Origin of the sequence: Pedobacter sp. KACC 23697, assembly GCF_045348445.1 — a bacterium.
Lineage (GTDB): Bacteria > Bacteroidota > Bacteroidia > Sphingobacteriales > Sphingobacteriaceae > Pedobacter.
The window spans coordinates 4,828,108-4,845,332 of sequence record NZ_CP157485.1; the positions used below are offsets into that span (position 1 = coordinate 4,828,108).

Below are 17,225 nucleotides of genomic sequence, written 5' to 3' on the forward strand. Positions count from 1 at the left end.
CAAATGCTAATTCAGCTTTTGATAGGTTCTCCACCACAAATCGGGCATATCGCCATTTACAGCAACCTGGTAATCATCATATCGGCAAGGTACCAAATGGTAACGTTCGTTTTTGGACTGGCCGGATGGATAAGGTACCTGCATCCACCAGCGGTCTGATTTTTTACTTTTTACAAACGTCATTTCTCCCGAGCCATCTTTTAAACTGGTTCTATAGATGATATACTGCGATTTCGGTGTAAGCGGGAAATCTTTTTTACGGGCGTAATATCCATCTACAAAATACCATACCATTTGGGCGAGTAAAAAGGCAGTTTGTCCATTATTATCGTAAGCAGGGTTAAATTCATAAAACCCTATTGACGTTAATTTATCATTCATACCGGCGTAGCGGGAAATACGACAGGCTTCTTCGCCATCAAAACCGTTTGGCGTGGTATTGGCATTTGCTGCGGCATCAGCAGAACGGATAGCACCAATATCAAAGCTGAGCATGTTGGCATTGCGGATGATGGGCTCTGTTAAGGTGATATCCTGGGCAAATTCACCCAGGCGGTGTACATCAAAATATAATTTATCCATTACACTCAAACTTTCCTGATTTACAAAATAAGTTTGATAACCCACATTGCTAAAGTTGAAAAGGTAATTGGGCTGATGTAAGAAAATCTTGTTCAGGTAACAATCTGATCGGGTGGCAATTCCTCCATGATCGTCGTCGCCAATATCAAATTGGTTATCAATGATCACGAGATCTACTTTTTGCTCTAAATCTTCATAACCCAGGTATTGACCATAGGTTAGGTCTTGTCCGCCGCCAATAATGATTGGGATAATATCTTTTTTAATGAGTTCCGAAACCACCATTTTGATGGCGATGTAAGTATCGGCAATGGTTGCACCATGTTTAATATTGCCTAAATCAACAATCCGGCTGTTAAAAGCACCTTCATTCAGCTTGTAAAATTTCTCTCTGAAATAATCAGGAGCCAGGGCACAGCCTTCATTGTTAACGGCACCTCTTCCATCAAGCACCCCAAAAATGGCCAGATCGTAGGTATGTTCCTCGAAATCAGGAAACGATTCAGTGTAAATCTGCACTTTTAACCCTAACTGACTTGTGAAAAAACCTTGTTTGGGCGTAAAACTATCGGGGTTTATTGGGGAAAAGAAATCCGTTAATGACATATATTTAAAACTCTCGGCTCAAATATCTATTTTTGAATGCGTATTTCCACATATAGCCCGAAAAAAATAAAATGATACTGGTAACCGGAGGAACTGGATTTTTAGGATCTGAATTAATTAAGCAGTTAACTGATAGTGGTTTAACTGTTCGGGCGCTCAGGCGGGAGAAATCTAAAATCCCTTTACTGATTGAAAATATTCCATTGATTGAATGGTTTGAAGCCGATATTAATGAGCCAGCTGCTTTAGAAGATGCTTTTACCGGGATTACCAAAGTTTACCATTGTGCGGCATTCGTATCCTTTAACCCGAAAGATAAAAAGCAGCTTTTTCATGTAAATATTGAAGGTACATCGAACATGGTTAACCTTTGCGCCGAAAATAATTGCAGACTATTGCATGTTAGTTCGGTTGCCGCCCTGGGCAATGCAAAAAAGGGTCATAAAATTACCGAAAAAGATTTTTGGGAATATGATGCAAAAGCACATGCTTACGGTTTATCCAAATACGAAGGAGAAATGGAAGTTTGGCGCGGTATTACAGAAGGATTAGACGCCATCATTGTTAATCCATCGGTAATTATTGGTAAAAATGCAGGGTTTGAAGGCAGTGGGGCAATTTTTAAATTGGTAAAAGGCGGTTTTCCATTTTATACTGATGGTGCTTCGGGTTTTGTTGATGTTGAAGATGTAGCTAAAGCGATGATCCTGTTAATGGATGCGGAAGTTTCAGGAGAAAGGTTTATCATTTCTGCAGATGATTATCATTATAAAGATTTATTCAGCGAAATTGCTCAGGGTTTTGGTGTTAAAGCGCCAACAAAAGAAGCAAAGCCATGGATGCTTGGAATAGCCTGGAGAGCCCTTAAATTTGCCTCTATATTTACGGGTCAACAGCCCTCCATCACCAAAGATGCTGCAAAAAGCAGTTTAACCTTAAGTTATTATAATAATCATAAAGTAAAAACAGCAACAGGCATTATCTTTAAGCCGGTTGCCGAAAGCATAAAAGAAATTACCCAACATTTAAAATAATGCCCAAACAGAAAGCTTATTACATCATCGATTTTGATAGTACCTTTACACAGGTAGAAGCCCTTGATGAACTTGCCCGAATTTCGCTAAAGAACCACCCGGATAAAGAGGCGATTTTTCAAAAGATCGAAGATTATACGAATTTTGCCATGGAAGGAAAACTTTCCTTCTCCGAAAGTTTAGCGCAACGTGTTAAACTGCTCGAAGCGAATGAAGATCATTTAAAACAGCTCATTAAACATTTAAAAAAGAAGGTATCTACTTCTTTTTCGCGTAATGCCGAGTTTTTTAAGAAACATGCGGATGAAGTACTGATTGTATCTGGTGGTTTTAAGGAATTTATTACCCCGGTAGTAAGCCAGTACCACATCAAGAAGGAAAATATTTATGCCAATACATTTGTAACCACTGGCGATGGCAAAATTATAGACTATGATCATGCCAATCCTTTAAGCGAAGAAGGTGGTAAAGTAAAATTACTTCAGCATTTAAAACTCGAAGGCGAGTTATTTGGCATAGGTGATGGCTATTCCGATTTCCAACTGCGCGAAAGCGGGATCATCAATAAATTTTTTGCCTTTACAGAAAATATCGCCCGCGAAAGCATCGTTTCCAAAGCAGACCATGTAACACCAAGTTTCGACGAGTTTCTGTATGTAAATGATCTGCCACGTGCCATTTCCTATCCTAAAAATAGAATCCTTTGTCTGGTAATTGGTGAAGTTGACCCTTTAACGATTTCTATCCTTAAAAATGATGGCTTATCAATTAGACATAAAACCTCTTTTGAGGATAAATACTTAAAAGATGTAGGGATTATTGTTTTAGCAGATGGTGAAAAAATAAGCAGGGAGCAGTTGAAAAATGCGGCAAAACTAAAAACTATTGGCTATTTAGGGAACGCAAAAAATAAAATAGATCTCAGTTTATGTACCACACAAGGTATTGTGGTTTTCGATGATCCTAAAAATAACCCGCGTAACATCGATTTTATCCCGAAGCGTGTGGCCGATTTTATGAATACCGGTGCAACATATTTAAGTGCTAATTTCCCGAATCTGCAATTGCCAAAAATTGATAAATCACACCGCTTAATTCATATTCATAAAAACGTTCCCGGTATTATGGCGAAAATCAATACTGTTTTTGCCAGGCATGATATTAATATTGTGAGCCAGTTTTTAATGACGAATCCCGAAATAGGTTACGCGATTACCGATATTAATGCGCAATACGATAAACAATTATTCAAATCGCTTAAAAAGATCGAACAAACGATAAAATTTAGAGTGCTGTATTAGATGTAAAATGCAAGAAGGATAAGGGAATCACCTAAATATCCTCATCTCGTAACGAAGTCTAAAAATCTGTCTAGATCGATCTCTTTCTAGAAAGTTCCGGACTGCGTTTCAATCGGGAGGACTGATTTTATACAGCATTTTGTCATTCTGAGTGTAACGAAGAATCTTTTGGTCTCTTCTAATTTCCTTCATTAGGTTAGGCTTCCTCGAATCATTGTTTTGTAATTAAGATTCTTCACTGCGTTCAGAATGACAAAAATGGATAGTGCTTCTCTGTGGATATTAAGGGCCTTTTGCCTCACGCAAAACGCTTTACGCTAATCGCTACCCGCTTACCGTCTCCTCAACAACAAATGCTTCGGTGCCCCGATGGTCTGCGATTTATAAATCCCCGTATGGCCTGAAAATAGATAAGCGGTAACGCAGGCCAGGGCAATATAAATTCCTGACGATGCACCAAATAACTCTATCCCCATAAAAATACAGGCTAAAGGAGTATTCGCTGCCCCAGCAAAAACAGCCACGAAACCCATGCCCGCCAACAGGCTAAGCGGTAAAGGAATCAAAAAACTCAAAAAACTACCCAGTGTGGCCCCGATAAAAAAAAGTGGCGTAACTTCACCCCCCTTAAACCCTGCACTCAGGGTAAATGCAGTTAAAAATAATTTAATTGCAAAGGTATAATAGGCCTCTTGCTTGATAAAAGATTCCGAAATAACCGGAATACCCAAACCGATATATCGTGTATTTCCAATCAGATAAATAATGGCTACCAAAATAATTCCGCCAATAAACGGTCGTAAGGGTGGATATTTAATTTTGGCAAAAAAACCGGATAACGCATGGTTTAAGGTTGAGAAACTTCTGGCTGTAAGGCCAAACAATATGCCTGCTCCTAAAGATAACAATAGGTTTATCGAGTTTATTTCTGGTACAGCGGCTATAGAATAATGGGTATGCCCAACGCCCCAGGCTTTGCAGGCATAATCGGCAATAATTGCCGTGATAAATGAGGGAAGAATTGAACTGTAAGTTAAACTTCCAATCACAAAAACCTCCAATCCGAATACGGCGCCCGCCAAAGGTGTTCCAAAAACAGAGGCAAAACCTGCACTGATCCCGCAGATGAGGATCACTTTGCGGTCCCTGTTCTTAAGTTTAAACAGTTTTGTAAACTGGTCGGCAAAAGCTCCGCCAATTTGTACAGCTGTGCCCTCTCGTCCAGCCGATCCGCCAAATAAATGAGTGATAATTGTGCCCGCATAAATGAGCGGTGCCATAATCAGCGGAATCATATTCCTGGGCGATTGTAATTCCTCGATCAAAAGGTTGTTTCCTTTGACAACCTTTGCACCCCAATAATGGTAAGCTAAACCAATAATTATACCTGCAATTGGTAAAAAAGTGATTATCCAAAGGTGTTGCTCACGATAATTTGTGGCCCAGTTTAAAGTTTCTAAAAACAGGGCAGAGGCTGAGCCGATAATTCCACCCAATATTGCAGAGATTAATAGCCATTTTACTGTACTCGTTAAGAGTAATCCGAAGTCAGGTTTAATAAAGTGTTTGATAGACAGAAGAAATCCTTCTGTTAATTTTTTAACAGGCATTGTATTCAATTTTAAATAAAAATCGCAGGAGTCATCAGCCTGTTTGGGCGGTTTTGGCGGTACCCCATCGCCTTTGTTTCAAATGTATAAATTTTAGTTATTTGTTGCAAAATCTTTATCACCTTTGTGCAGCTAACTTAAAATCATGGATTTTACACCTGAAATAAAAGACAAACTACACCGGCTACAGGAAAAGTATACCGCAATGGGGCAGGATATGGCATCATACCTTGATGGACTTCTATATGCTGATTTCTTGACCTATTGGGATTACATCCATTTAGATACCTTGCTAAGCCTGCAAAATCCTAAAACACCAATCCCTGATGAAGAGATTTTCATCATGTACCACCAGATTACCGAACTTTATTTTAAGCTTGCATTGCATGAATGCAGGCAGATTGCGGAGCATGAAAATTTAACCGTCGAATTTTTTACAGCAAGGGTAAAACGGATCAATGCTTATTTCAACGCTTTAACCACTTCTTTTGAGGTGATGGTTGATGGTATGGAGAAAGAACAGTTCCTGAAATTCCGCATGTCGTTACTGCCAGCCAGTGGATTCCAATCGGGCCAGTACCGGATGATCGAGATCTGTGCTACGGATTTTATCCGGTTGGTAGACAAATCGAGGCGTGAGGAGCTAAGCACTGCAACAATAGAAGAACAGTTCGAAAATATTTATTGGAAATTCGGTGCAACCGAACTGGCTTCAGGTAAGCAAACTTTAACTTTAAAGCAATTTATTAAAAAGTATGCAGCGCAGTTTCTACAGCTGGCAAAAGATCGTACTTTGACCAATTTCTCCGCTTTATATCACCAACTACAAGCCAATGGAGCCGATGTTTCTGCCCTTGCTGATGAATTACGTAAACTCGATCTTTATGTTAATGTAGAATGGCCTTTGTCTCATTACAAATCTGCTGTACGTTATCTGGAGAAAGATCCGGTTGATATTGCGGCAACAGGTGGAACCAACTGGCAAAAGTACCTGCCTCCACGTTTTCAGAAGCGAATCTTTTATCCGTTTCTATGGACAGATGTGCAAATGGAAGAGTGGGGTAAAGGGTGGGTGCTTAGTGTACTTAAAACACTCAAAAACAAAGATTAATATTGCAAAAAACTATTAAAAAAGCCTGTTTTTTCTTAATTTGCGCGAAATAATTAATGATTGAATTAGAGAATGACAGAATGATTGAATTGCATGATGCAAATCAATCACTCATTCAAAAATCACTCACTCCAAATTAATAAAGTATGACCGAGACATTAGATATAAAAATCACTAAAACAGACCAGACACGTTTAACTGTTACTGATTTTTCGCAATTACCGTTCGGTAAGGTTTTTACCGATCACATGTTTACTGCCGATTACGAAGACGGTGAATGGAAAAATTTACAGATTCTTCCTTATGGCCCTATTCCGATGAGTCCGGCAATTTCTGCTCTTCATTATGGACAGGCAATTTTTGAAGGACTAAAAGCTTATCGTCAGCCAAGCGGAAAAATCAGTGTATTCCGTGCCGATAAAAACTTCGAACGTTTTAACAAATCAGCAGCAAGAATGTCGATGCCGGGTGTTCCTGAAGAGATTTTTATGCAGGGTTTGGCTGCGCTGATCAATGTTGATGAAAAGTGGGTGCCAAATCAGGAAGATTATGCTTTGTATATCCGTCCGGTAATGTTCGCCATGGATCCTTATTTGGGTGTTAAGGCATCAGATACCTATAAATTTGTTTTGTTAACCACACCAACAGGTCCATATTACAGCAGTGCATTAAAAGTTAAAATCGAAACTGAATTTACACGTGCAGATGAAGGCGGTGTGGGTTTTGCCAAAACTGCTGGAAATTATGCGCGTTCGTTATACCCTTTTGAGCAAGCTAAAAAAGAAGGCTACGATCAATTGATCTGGACAGATTCAGTAACACATGAATTTATTGAAGAAGCCGGAACAGCCAACTTGCTTTTTGTGATTAATGGTAAACTGGTAACACCATCAGTACGAAGTACTGTTTTAGATGGTGTAACGCGCGATACAATTATCAAACTGGCGAAAGAGGCTGGGGTAGAAGTTGAAGAACGTAGGGTTTCTGTTCAGGAAGTAATTGAAGGAATTGAAAACGGAAGCTTAACTGAAGCTTTTGCTGCCGGAACTGCAGCTACTGTAACACACGTGGGCGAAATGGGTTATAACGGTCAGATCTATAAATTAACTGATCCCGCTACAAGACATATTTCAAACGGCATTGCTAAAAAACTGAACGATATCCGCTACGGTTTAGCACCTGATGAATTTGGCTGGAACTGGGTTTTATAAGCTGAAATCCTGTTAAAAAATAAAACCCCGATGCAGATTCTGCACCGGGGTTATTTTTTGTCTCGTTTTCCTGTTTCGTCATGCTGAATTTATTTCAGCATCTTTAAGACCCTGAAATAAATTCAGGGTGACGAATACTATCATGTTTAATTCTGCGAATTACTTATCTAAAATCACTACCCCTTTAGCTTCAAAAGCCAGTTCTTTTTTAGGATCAGTAATTTTTGCTACTTCTTCAGGAGATTTTTTAGCGTCTTCCGCATAATGGCGTAAGGTTTCTACTGAAATGGTCTGTTTTTTTGCTAAGCCATCCAAAACTACTTTTTTGCCTACAATATCCATTGGCATAAAGAAAGCATAATCTTTAAAAGTTACCCGCATAGGGTCGCCATTTGGCATTTCTAACGTCATCCAGCAACCCTTTTTCTTACATACATCTACTACTTTGCCTTCGATTTTCATGTCCACCGTTTTTTTATCGCCCATGGCAGCTTCCATCTTGGCAGCAGGTTTTACATCACCTGGTTTAACTTCTTCTCCAAATTTTTGACCAGTATATACCGCCTGGCCAAATGAAAGTGCCGTAAACAGGCAAAAACTTAAGCTTAGAATAATTTTTTTCATGATTTATAATTGATTTGGTGATGGTCTGATCAAAGTTATCTAAATTTTTTCTAAATATTAAAAACAAAAAAGCCCCGCTAACATCCGTTAGCGAGGAAAATCATCCCTAATATTATGTAGATCAAAAGCTATGATTTACATATCTTAGTATTTTAGGCAAACCAGAAACCAAAACTTTAATCTTTGTTTCTGTTGTAGTTAATATTCTTATATTCAGTGAGTTATTTTGTTTTTCTTGTACGGTTAATGATCAATGTTTTGATAAACCTGTGGAATATTATCTCCTTTGTGGGGCATGTTGTTGAGTTATTTCCACACCTTTTATTGTTATCCAAAAACAAGGCTGAATACTTCTTCAATTTTACTTACAGCTTTAATCTCAAGGTTGTATTTTTCTAAAGAAATACCCTTCAAATTATATTTAGAAATATAAATGGTTTCGAAACCCAGCTTGTCTGCTTCGGCAATACGCTGTTCGATTCTGTTTACCGCTCTAATTTCCCCGGATAGGCCTACCTCTGCAGCGAAACAATTTTTTGAAGACACCGCAATATCCTGATGAGATGATATAATAGCAATCAATACCGCCAGGTCAATGGCAGGATCTTCTACCCTAATTCCGCCTGCAATATTTAAGAAAACATCTTGTGTACTTAACCTAAAGCCACAGCGTTTTTCTAATACAGCTAAGAGCATATTCATTCTTTTGGTATCGAAACCTGTTGCAGAGCGTTGTGGGGTTCCATATGCTGCTGAACTGACCAGGGCCTGTGTTTCAATTAACATCGGTCTTGCGCCTTCTAAAGTTGCAGCTACGGCTATTCCGCTCAGCTCTTCATCCCGTTGCGATAATAAAATCTCAGAAGGATTGGAAACTTCCCTTAAACCACTTCCCTGCATTTCATAAATACCCAGTTCTGCAGCTGCTCCAAATCTGTTTTTAATCGACCGCAGAATACGATAAACATGGTGCCTGTCGCCTTCGAACTGCAAAACCGTATCAACCATGTGTTCAAGTATTTTAGGTCCTGCAATGGCGCCATCTTTAGTGATGTGGCCGATCAGGAAAACTGGTACGCCCGTTTCTTTTGCAAAACGCAATAATTCGGCGGTACATTCCCTTACCTGTGATACGCTGCCCGGAGTAGAATCAATATGTGCTGAATGGAGCGTTTGAATAGAATCGACTACCAAAATTTCTGGTTCTAAAATTTCGATCTGTTTAAAGATATTTTGCGTCGATGTCTCTGTTAAGATGTAACAGTTAGACGAAGGACTTTCCTGAATCCTTTCCGCCCGCATTTTTATCTGTTGTTCGCTTTCTTCTCCAGAGATATATAGTAGTTTTTTGCCTTTTAAATTTAAGGCCAGTTGCAGCATCAGGGTAGATTTTCCAATGCCTGGTTCACCACCGATTAATACCAAAGATCCTTCTACCAATCCACCACCTAATACACGATCTAATTCTTTATCGCCGGTTAATATCCTACGCTCGGTTGATGATTGTATTTCATTAACCTTGCTCGGCTTGCTTAGCTTTCGGCTGGCAGTCTCGCTTTTCCAGGTAGGAACTGATGCCGGACTTTTTTCTACAATTTCTTCTACAAAGGTATTCCATTGATTGCAGGAAGGACATTTTCCCAGCCATTTTGCCGATTCGTAGCCACAGCTCTGACAGAAATATGCAGTTTTTGATTTTGCCAATTGATTAAATTTTAGATTACGAATTTAACCTTTCTCGTTGATAAACCTCGCAGGTTTTTAAAACCTGCGAGGTTTGAAATTACACCTAAGCAAAAAGCCCGGATGAGTATCCAGGCTTTCAGTTAAATGTTTTTTCAGTTACAGTTTAATCTCTTCGTCTTTCGCAGAGATAAAGTGGAACTCAGTTAAATGATAAGATGATTGTGCTTTAACTTTAATCCACTGGCCGTATTTAAAGAACCAGCGGCGTTGAAGGTTGAAAATACCTTTTGTAATATAAGCTTCTATATAAGGGTGTACACAGAGTGTTACACCTTTTTCATTCTGCTCTCTTAGTATATAATTAAGGTTGTTCTCAATATCATCCATTAAAACGATACTCGCTTTAATTTCTCCGGTCCCATCGCAGGCCGGGCACTTTTCTACTGTAACAATGTTCATTTCCGGACGAACACGTTGTCTGGTAATCTGCACCAAACCAAATTTGCTCGGAGGCAATATCGTATGTTTGGCTCTATCCAATAACATCAGCTCACGCAAATAATCGAATAGTATTTTACGGTTTGTTGGTTTGTGCATATCGATAAAATCGATGACCACAATGCCGCCCATATCGCGCAAGCGCAGTTGACGGGCAATTTCTTTAGCCGCCTCTTTGTTTACCTGTAAAGCATTCTCTTCTTGATTTTCCTTACTGGCAGTACGGTTTCCACTGTTCACGTCTATGACGTGGAGTGCTTCAGTGTGCTCAACAACAAGGTAAGCGCCACCGGGTAAGTTTACTGTTTTTCCGAAAGCGTTTTTAATTTGCTTTTCTACACCGAAATGATCGAATATCGGTTCCTTCTGTTTGTAAAGTTTAACGATTTTTTCCATTTCAGGAGAAATATCGTGAACATAAGAACGGATATCATCATACAGATCCGGAGTACTGACGTAAACGTTTGTAAAATCAGGGTTCAGAATATCACGAATTAACGTTGATGATCTGTCCATTTCTCCCCAAACTCTTTTTGAAGGTTCGGTAGACGGCATTTTTTTAATGAAGTTCTCCCATTTGGCAATTAAATCTAGAAGATCTTTTTGCATTTCGGCAACTCCTCTGCCTTCAGAAACGGTTCTGATAATGACCCCAAAATTTTGAGGCTTAATACTTTCGATAATCTTTTTTAAACGATTACGCTCGGTATTACTTTTAATTTTTTTTGATACGGATATGGTATTGGAGAATGGCACCAGTACCACATACCTGCCGGCAATCGAAATGTCGGAACTTAAACGCGGACCTTTTGTAGAAATTGGTTCTTTGGCAATTTGTACAGGTAGGAGCATGTTTTTACTGAGCACATCAGAAATTTTGCCTGCCTTATTAATATCGGCTTCCAGCTTTAAATTATCTAATAATGTGCCTGTAACCGAGCCATTACGCTTGATCTTCGTTAGCTTAATTAAAGATTGCACCTGAGGGCCCAAATCAAAGTAATGCAAAAACGCATCTTTTTCATAACCAACATCCACAAAAGCGGCATTCAGACCCGGCATAATTTTTTTTATGCGGCCTAAATAAATATCGCCTACGGCGTAATTAATATTGATTTGTTCTTTGTGAAGCTCAACAAGTTGTTTGTCTTCAATCAACGCTATGGTAACTCCGGCAGGAGTCGAATTGATAATTAATTCTTTTACCAACAGCTACAGATTTAAGGCTTTCGCCTATTAACAAATGGATAGTAAATAAAACATTGACGTAGCCAAAAAATATACAATTAAAAAAATCATATAAATTGTTTAAACCTCATAGCGTTTACTATGAGGTTTAACTGGCTTAATCAAAATAAGAAACTATTTTTTCTTATGTCTGTTTTTTCTTAAACGTTTTTTACGTTTGTGGGTAGCCATTTTATGTCTCTTTCTTTTTTTACCGCTTGGCATAGTTTTAAGTTTTAAATGTTTTTATTAATCTGTTAATTAATTTTTATTCTTTAGTTCAGCTACCTTCTTATCAATAAAAGAAGATAAGGTTGGGTTAGCCGCTAATTTTTTGCTTGATAGGTAAGCATTTACTGCTTCTTTGTTTCTGCCTAAATTTTCTAAGGCTGTACCCAAATAAAAATAGGCTTCAGGGGTTGGTGCTGCAGCAATTACCGTGTTAAAACGGGGAATTGCCTTGTCAAACTGACCTGATTTTATTGAGAACAACCCCAAATTCATATTGGCCTTCACATTTTTAGGTTCTTTAGCCACAACTTCCAGCAACATTGCAATACCTTGCATTGGTGCACCTAAGCCATTAACTATTGTTACACCTAAGCCCGTTTTAGCTTCAATGTTTGCAGAGTCTTTCTCTAATGCATTTTTGTAAGCCATATTCGCTTTCTGCAATAAAGCAGGCTGCGCGAGGCTGTCTTGTGTGCTTTCAAAAGCTTTTATAAATTGATTTCCGGCAGCTAACCAAGATTTTGTTGATGGTTCACCTTCGGCTACAACTTCTAAATATAGGGCAGAAGGAGTAATTTGTTCAACATCGTCCCATTTCTGGGCGAGTTGTTTGGCAAGTTGAATCTTTTCTGCGCCATTTGCGCCTTTGTAACTGTTTTCTAGAACTGTAATATCTGTGGCCAAATTCTTATTGATCACATTTTTTGCAGCTGTAGATGAAGTTTCGAGGTTTAATACCGATGTTGATGATGGAGAAGTTGCTCCGGCCATTTGGCCACTTGAAGGCATTTTTCCGTTTTCTTCCGTTGGTTTAACTAAACCCTTAATGTCTCTTGTAAATAAGAATGCAACAAGCAATACAATCGCTCCAATAACAATGGTTTGTTTTGATCTGATGTTGCTATTCATATATTAAGACTTAGGCTTCTACTTTAATTTTTTTTGAGTTACTTTTTACTTTATCAACAAATACTTTTGCTGGTTTAAAGCTAGGAACAAAGTGTTCAGGGATAATTATCGCAGTGTTTTTTGAGATATTTCTCGCAGTTTTTTGCGCTCTCTTTTTAACAACAAAGCTCCCGAAGCCTCTAACGTATACATTTTCACCGCCAATCATGCTGGTTTTGATAACCTTGAAAAATGCCTCCACTGTTTCCTGTACATCAACCTTCTCAATTCCGGTTTTTGTTGATATTTCTGAAATAATATCTGCCTTAGTCATATTTTATTATTTATTATATATTATGTTTTAATATTACTACTGTTTTGGGGTTGCAAAAGTATTGCTTTTTAATGAGATAGGGAAATAAAAGATGATTTTTTTATCGCCAGACTTATCAGACTATTGCAAGTTTTTTTTAATTGGATAAATAGACCGTAATTTGCAGCAATGACATTTCAAAATGAACTCATCAATTGGTACCTGATCAATAAAAGAGATTTACCATGGAGACACACCAATGATGCTTATACCATCTGGTTATCAGAGGTTATATTACAACAAACAAGAGTAGAGCAAGGGCTTCCTTACTTTAACCGGTTTTTAGAAAATTTCCCTACAGTGGCAGATTTTGCCCGTGCTACCGAAGCCAAAGTTTTAAAGCTTTGGCAAGGCCTGGGTTACTACTCGAGAGGAAGGAATATGCATGCAACTGCTCAGATTGTGGTGAAAGATTATGATGGAATCTTCCCAAATCTGCATGATGAGCTCATAAAATTGAAAGGAATTGGTGAATATACCGCTGCTGCAATCTCTTCATTTTCTTCAGGAGAAGCTCGCGCGGTGGTAGATGGAAATGTATTTAGGGTGCTCTCCAGGTTTTATGGTTTAGCTACCCCAATAAATAGCCCTGCCGGTAAAAAAGAGTTTTATGCGCTGGCTAATGAATTGTTATATAAAGAAGACCCTGCGCTGTATAATCAGGCTATTATGGAGTTTGGAGCCATACAATGTAAGCCAAAATCGCCCAATTGTGGTATCTGTCCGCTCAATCAACATTGTTATGCCTATAACCACGGCCAGGTAAATACATTGCCTGTTAAAATCCGTAAAGCTGAACAGAAACATCGGTATATCAATTATTTTATTTGTTTTAAAGAGGAGAAAGTATTGATCAGGGAACGGCAGGCAGGAGATATATGGCAGCATTTATATGATTTCCCGACTATAGAAACAACTGAAAAATACGAGTGGAGCGATTCATTATTCATTGACCAGGTAAAATCTGCATTTGGAAATGAGGTAGATTTTAGCTTTATAAGTGCTAAAAAGCATGTTTTGACTCACCAAATAATCCATATACAATTTTTTGCATTAAAAAATTATATATTTAACTTTAATAAACAAAAGGAACTTAATTGGGTTTCTTTAAGTAAATTAGATGAGTTACCGCAACCAAAAGTAATCCATGATTTTGTTCAGGAATATTTTTACCAGGATAAAATGGAATAACTAACCATTTTATGCAGCACATTTACAAAAGAAAACAACTAACCAAAAATATTTATGTCTGGGATTAACAAAGTTATTTTAGTAGGCCACTTAGGCAAAGACCCTGAAGTGCGGCATTTAGACGGTGGCGTAACAGTAGCCAGCTTTCCATTAGCGACTTCGGAAACATACAACAAAGACGGCAAGAGGGTAGAGCAAACAGAGTGGCACAATATTGTATTATGGCGCGGATTGGCCGAGGTGGCTTCCAAGTACCTGCAGAAAGGGAAACTGGTTTACATAGAGGGCAAACTAAGAACAAGATCCTTTGAAGATAAAGAAAAGGTTAAAAAATATGTAACTGAAATTGTGGCCGAAAACTTCACCATGTTAGGCAGAAAAAGCGATTTCGAGCAAAGTCCAGCAACACCGGCCCATCAAAACACGGAGACAAAAATTGATGATGAATTTACAATTGGTCCATCTGATGAAAATGGCGATCTTCCGTTTTAAGTAGACGTTTAATGTGATATTGAAAAAGCTGCCTGATGAGAGGGAGCTTTTTTTATGCGCTTATTTTTTGGACCTTAAACAAAAAACTCCTGCCGGTTTACCGGCAGGAGTTTCCTATGATCTCACTAAAATTATTAATTAATCTTCGTGTAATAAATATTTAACTTTATCTTATTTGCAGTTGTACTGCTCGCGCCAATAACCGATCTTTCGGCAGAAATAGCAGTAGGTACCTTCTGAAAATCAGTATAAGATGTAGGTGCCAGGAATGTGCCATAGTCTTCCATGTTTTTATCAATTAAGCTTTGTACATAGCTGGTTATAATAAAGATGTATCGTTTCTTTAACGAATCGAAATAACCGCCAAAAAGTGCCCCGCCACCAGAAGCGTTTGCAGAAAATGTTGTATAATCAGGTATATCTGCAGGTTGCTGTGCAATATCCCAGCGATATAAAGAAAGACGTTGGGCAGCGTTAAAAGGGTATGCTGGTGCACTCTCACCAATCTCTACCACTAATTCTGCCTTATTGATAATGGCTTTTCCATAAGTACTGGTAAAGTTGGTCAATTGAGGGAACTTTAATTTGGTTTTTAATCCAGCTAATCCCTGTAAATAAGTTACATTATATTGTTGAGCTGGATCTGCCGGAATAGGAACATCAATTTGCTTTTGCACTTCTGTGCCTGCATAATCGTGTTTAATGTTGGCGGCTACGCCCGAAATTTCAGAACCGCCGTTACCGTTTGAAACCAGCTTTCCGACAGGGAAATTTACACTTGTAGTATCTACGCCGTTGGAAGTATTCGTTTTTTTCCAAACCAGTTGCAGGTAGGAATCAGTTCCCGAAAAATTAAAAAATGCAATTCCGCCAACGCCTGTAGAAGATGTTTTATTGATCTGCGCATACAAACCTTTAAACGATTCAATAAACTTGGTTTCCGTTGCGGTTCCTGCCGTACCCTGGTTCAGTATGGCATTTTGTATAAACGCCTTATTTAAAGGTATTCTGATCTGCGCAGGAACTGTTTTTAGGGTGTCTTTACCAGGTATAACATCAAATATCTTTGGTTTGGTATTCGGTGCCAATTTACCGGTAAAATTCCCTAACAGGGTATTGTTGATGGCCTGAACATCTGAGCTTTTATAACTGGTTACCTTATTGGCCAGTTGAAATACATCTATACTGTATTTGGAATTAGTCGTATCACCATAAAATTTGGTCACTGTGCTGGATGCATCGAATTTTAATACTAAAACGGCTGAATCAAGTTGAGGTGCAGTTCCAAAATCTGTGTTAACGATAGGATAAACGGTCATTGCGATACCTGCCTCTGTTTTACCAAAAACCGGATCAGTCATATAACCTAATGGATAACGGCTTAATCCTGATGTATTCGCTGCCGTTTCCTTTACTATTTGTGTGGTAACAGGAGATACCACCAAAGTTCCGGTAATGGCGGTATTGGGATCAACATCTAAACCAACACCATCGGGGTTTTTACACGATGCAAAAAGAAAAAGACCTATCAACAGGGTTAATAAGTCTTGTTTTGTAAATTTCATATTTAAAATAATAATACCTGATTAAGCTACTGAAACCAATTCATCATTTGAAATTTCTTCATAAAAATTATAGAAGTTTTCAAAATTCTCGGTTAAGTTAAAAGCTAATGTTGGCTTATTGGAATCTTTAACAAATTTTAACACATCTTTGCTCAGGTTTTCATCTCCTAAAACCACTGCGTCTGAGTGCGTTATAGCGCCGATGTGCATACTGTCGCAATCAGATGGTAAAAATGCTTTGGTATCATCTTCCGTCATATTGGCCATTACTGCCTTGGCAGCAAAATTGGCATTCAATTTCTCTGTAAAGCCATCCTCATAAGCAGAATATACTACTTTGGAATTCTTAAAGGTAGGATCGTTTTTGTAAGTCGTTTTAATGTAAGCAGGTACCAAAGCACTCATCCAGCCATGGCAGTGAACGATATCTGGTGCCCAACCTAACTTTTTAACCGTTTCTAATGCACCTTTGCAGAAGAAAATCGTGCGTTCATCGTTGTCATCAAAGAATTTTCCGCTGGCATCTCTAAATACCTGTTTGCGTTGAAAATATTCTTCGTTGTCTAAGAAATAAACCTGCATGCGTGCAGCTGGGATGGAGGCTACTTTAATGATTAAAGGATTATCGTTGTCATCAATAATGATGTTCATTCCCGATAAGCGTATTACTTCGTGTAAGCGATTTCTTCTTTCGTTGATATTGCCGAATTTTGGCATCAAGATGCGGATTTCGAATCCTTTCTCTTGCATAGCCTGTGGCAATTGGCGCGTAATTTCAGAAATTTTAGTAAGCTCGAGGAAAGGCGACATCTCGTGTGTAACAATCAGCAGCTTCGTTTTTGCCATCTCCATATTTTAAGAAAATATTAAGTTAAATAAAAGATAATGAGCTGCAAAGGTAAGCATAATAATACTATTTATCAATATAGCAAGCATTTGTTTGGTTTCATTTAGATTAATTTACACCTTTACGGCTTTAATTTAGATTGTCCAAA

The 17,225-nt window shown here is 38.4% G+C and carries 15 protein-coding genes and 1 riboswitch; of the genes, 6 read left to right on the forward strand and 9 right to left on the reverse strand.

Features of this window, described 5'->3' with window-relative positions:
* Positions 1 to 6: 6 nt before the first annotated feature.
* Complete coding sequence (locus ABEG20_RS19665) at positions 7 to 1,188, reverse strand: formimidoylglutamase (RefSeq protein WP_406824929.1); 1,182 nt, start codon at positions 1,186 to 1,188, stop codon at positions 7 to 9.
* Between the two features lie 71 nt (positions 1,189 to 1,259).
* On the opposite strand from ABEG20_RS19665, the gene ABEG20_RS19670 reads away from it, so the two are divergent.
* Positions 1,260 to 2,222 carry an NAD-dependent epimerase/dehydratase family protein gene (locus tag ABEG20_RS19670; protein ID WP_406824930.1) on the forward strand — a complete coding sequence of 321 codons (963 nt, stop codon included), beginning with the start codon at positions 1,260 to 1,262 and terminating at the stop codon, positions 2,220 to 2,222.
* Positions 2,222 to 3,523 carry an HAD-IB family phosphatase gene (locus ABEG20_RS19675; protein WP_406824931.1) on the forward strand — a complete coding sequence of 434 codons (1,302 nt, stop codon included), beginning with the start codon at positions 2,222 to 2,224 and terminating at the stop codon, positions 3,521 to 3,523. The genes ABEG20_RS19670 and ABEG20_RS19675 overlap by 1 nt, the downstream gene beginning before the upstream one ends.
* Before the next feature lie 332 nt (positions 3,524 to 3,855).
* Here the strand turns inward: ABEG20_RS19675 and ABEG20_RS19680 are convergent, their stop codons facing one another.
* Positions 3,856 to 5,133, reverse strand: coding sequence for a voltage-gated chloride channel family protein (locus ABEG20_RS19680; RefSeq protein ID WP_406824932.1), 1,278 nt, complete (start codon positions 5,131 to 5,133; stop codon positions 3,856 to 3,858).
* Positions 5,134 to 5,151: 18 nt separating this feature from the next.
* Positions 5,152 to 5,214, reverse strand: a riboswitch (Fluoride riboswitch).
* A 64-nt stretch (positions 5,215 to 5,278) separates the two neighbouring features.
* Here ABEG20_RS19680 and ABEG20_RS19685 point away from each other — a divergent pair.
* Together ABEG20_RS19685 and ABEG20_RS19690 are read left to right on the forward strand one after the other, a co-directional pair.
* On the forward strand, positions 5,279 to 6,244 hold the full coding sequence (locus tag ABEG20_RS19685) for a tryptophan 2,3-dioxygenase family protein (protein ID WP_406824933.1): 966 nt from the start codon (positions 5,279 to 5,281) through the stop codon (positions 6,242 to 6,244).
* A gap of 146 nt (positions 6,245 to 6,390) precedes the next feature.
* Entirely contained in the window at positions 6,391 to 7,455 is a 1,065-nt protein-coding gene (locus ABEG20_RS19690; protein ID WP_406824934.1) for a branched-chain amino acid aminotransferase, read from the forward strand.
* A gap of 159 nt (positions 7,456 to 7,614) precedes the next feature.
* On the opposite strand, the gene ABEG20_RS19695 is transcribed toward ABEG20_RS19690, so the two are convergent.
* From ABEG20_RS19695 to ABEG20_RS19715, 5 genes are all read right to left on the reverse strand, one after another.
* Positions 7,615 to 8,079, reverse strand: coding sequence for a DUF4920 domain-containing protein (locus ABEG20_RS19695; protein WP_406824935.1), 465 nt, complete (start codon positions 8,077 to 8,079; stop codon positions 7,615 to 7,617).
* A gap of 327 nt (positions 8,080 to 8,406) precedes the next feature.
* Positions 8,407 to 9,783, reverse strand: a complete 1,377-nt coding sequence (gene radA / locus ABEG20_RS19700) for a DNA repair protein RadA (protein ID WP_406824936.1) — start codon at positions 9,781 to 9,783, stop codon at positions 8,407 to 8,409.
* Positions 9,784 to 9,921: 138 nt separating this feature from the next.
* Entirely contained in the window at positions 9,922 to 11,472 is a 1,551-nt protein-coding gene (locus ABEG20_RS19705; protein WP_406824937.1) for a ribonuclease E/G, read from the reverse strand.
* Positions 11,473 to 11,751: 279 nt separating this feature from the next.
* Positions 11,752 to 12,630, reverse strand: a complete 879-nt coding sequence (locus tag ABEG20_RS19710) for a tetratricopeptide repeat protein (RefSeq protein WP_406824938.1) — start codon at positions 12,628 to 12,630, stop codon at positions 11,752 to 11,754.
* Between the two features lie 10 nt (positions 12,631 to 12,640).
* Positions 12,641 to 12,943 (reverse strand): HU family DNA-binding protein, encoded by a 303-nt coding sequence (locus tag ABEG20_RS19715; RefSeq protein WP_055909222.1) that lies wholly within the window; start codon positions 12,941 to 12,943, stop codon positions 12,641 to 12,643.
* Between the two features lie 168 nt (positions 12,944 to 13,111).
* On the opposite strand from ABEG20_RS19715, the gene mutY reads away from it, so the two are divergent.
* A complete protein-coding gene (mutY, locus tag ABEG20_RS19720; RefSeq protein ID WP_406824939.1) occupies positions 13,112 to 14,173 on the forward strand; it encodes an A/G-specific adenine glycosylase in 1,062 nt (353 codons plus the stop codon).
* 54 nt (positions 14,174 to 14,227) lie between these two features.
* A complete protein-coding gene (locus ABEG20_RS19725) occupies positions 14,228 to 14,665 on the forward strand; it encodes a single-stranded DNA-binding protein (protein WP_406824940.1) in 438 nt (145 codons plus the stop codon).
* Between the two features lie 134 nt (positions 14,666 to 14,799).
* Here ABEG20_RS19725 and ABEG20_RS19730 read toward each other — a convergent pair whose 3' ends face one another.
* Positions 14,800 to 16,230 carry a DUF4270 domain-containing protein gene (locus ABEG20_RS19730; RefSeq protein ID WP_406824941.1) on the reverse strand — a complete coding sequence of 477 codons (1,431 nt, stop codon included), beginning with the start codon at positions 16,228 to 16,230 and terminating at the stop codon, positions 14,800 to 14,802.
* 21 nt (positions 16,231 to 16,251) lie between these two features.
* A complete protein-coding gene (locus tag ABEG20_RS19735) occupies positions 16,252 to 17,076 on the reverse strand; it encodes a glycogen/starch synthase (RefSeq protein ID WP_406824942.1) in 825 nt (274 codons plus the stop codon).
* Positions 17,077 to 17,225: the final 149 nt, after the last annotated feature.

Excerpts from the sequence above, each read along its gene's own strand:
- ABEG20_RS19665 (WP_406824929.1), bottom strand. The coding sequence starts at position 1,188 with ATGTCATTAACGGATTTCTTTTCCCCAATAAACCCCGATAGTTTTACG.
- ABEG20_RS19670 (WP_406824930.1), top strand. The coding sequence starts at position 1,260 with ATGATACTGGTAACCGGAGGAACTGGATTTTTAGGATCTGAATTAATT.
- ABEG20_RS19675 (WP_406824931.1), top strand. The coding sequence starts at position 2,222 with ATGCCCAAACAGAAAGCTTATTACATCATCGATTTTGATAGTACCTTT.
- ABEG20_RS19680 (WP_406824932.1), bottom strand. The coding sequence starts at position 5,133 with ATGCCTGTTAAAAAATTAACAGAAGGATTTCTTCTGTCTATCAAACAC.
- ABEG20_RS19685 (WP_406824933.1), top strand. The coding sequence starts at position 5,279 with ATGGATTTTACACCTGAAATAAAAGACAAACTACACCGGCTACAGGAA.
- ABEG20_RS19690 (WP_406824934.1), top strand. The coding sequence starts at position 6,391 with ATGACCGAGACATTAGATATAAAAATCACTAAAACAGACCAGACACGT.
- ABEG20_RS19695 (WP_406824935.1), bottom strand. The coding sequence starts at position 8,079 with ATGAAAAAAATTATTCTAAGCTTAAGTTTTTGCCTGTTTACGGCACTT.
- ABEG20_RS19710 (WP_406824938.1), bottom strand. The coding sequence starts at position 12,630 with ATGAATAGCAACATCAGATCAAAACAAACCATTGTTATTGGAGCGATT.
- ABEG20_RS19715 (WP_055909222.1), bottom strand. The coding sequence starts at position 12,943 with ATGACTAAGGCAGATATTATTTCAGAAATATCAACAAAAACCGGAATT.
- mutY (WP_406824939.1), top strand. The coding sequence starts at position 13,112 with ATGACATTTCAAAATGAACTCATCAATTGGTACCTGATCAATAAAAGA.
- ABEG20_RS19725 (WP_406824940.1), top strand. The coding sequence starts at position 14,228 with ATGTCTGGGATTAACAAAGTTATTTTAGTAGGCCACTTAGGCAAAGAC.
- ABEG20_RS19730 (WP_406824941.1), bottom strand. The coding sequence starts at position 16,230 with ATGAAATTTACAAAACAAGACTTATTAACCCTGTTGATAGGTCTTTTT.
- ABEG20_RS19735 (WP_406824942.1), bottom strand. The coding sequence starts at position 17,076 with ATGGCAAAAACGAAGCTGCTGATTGTTACACACGAGATGTCGCCTTTC.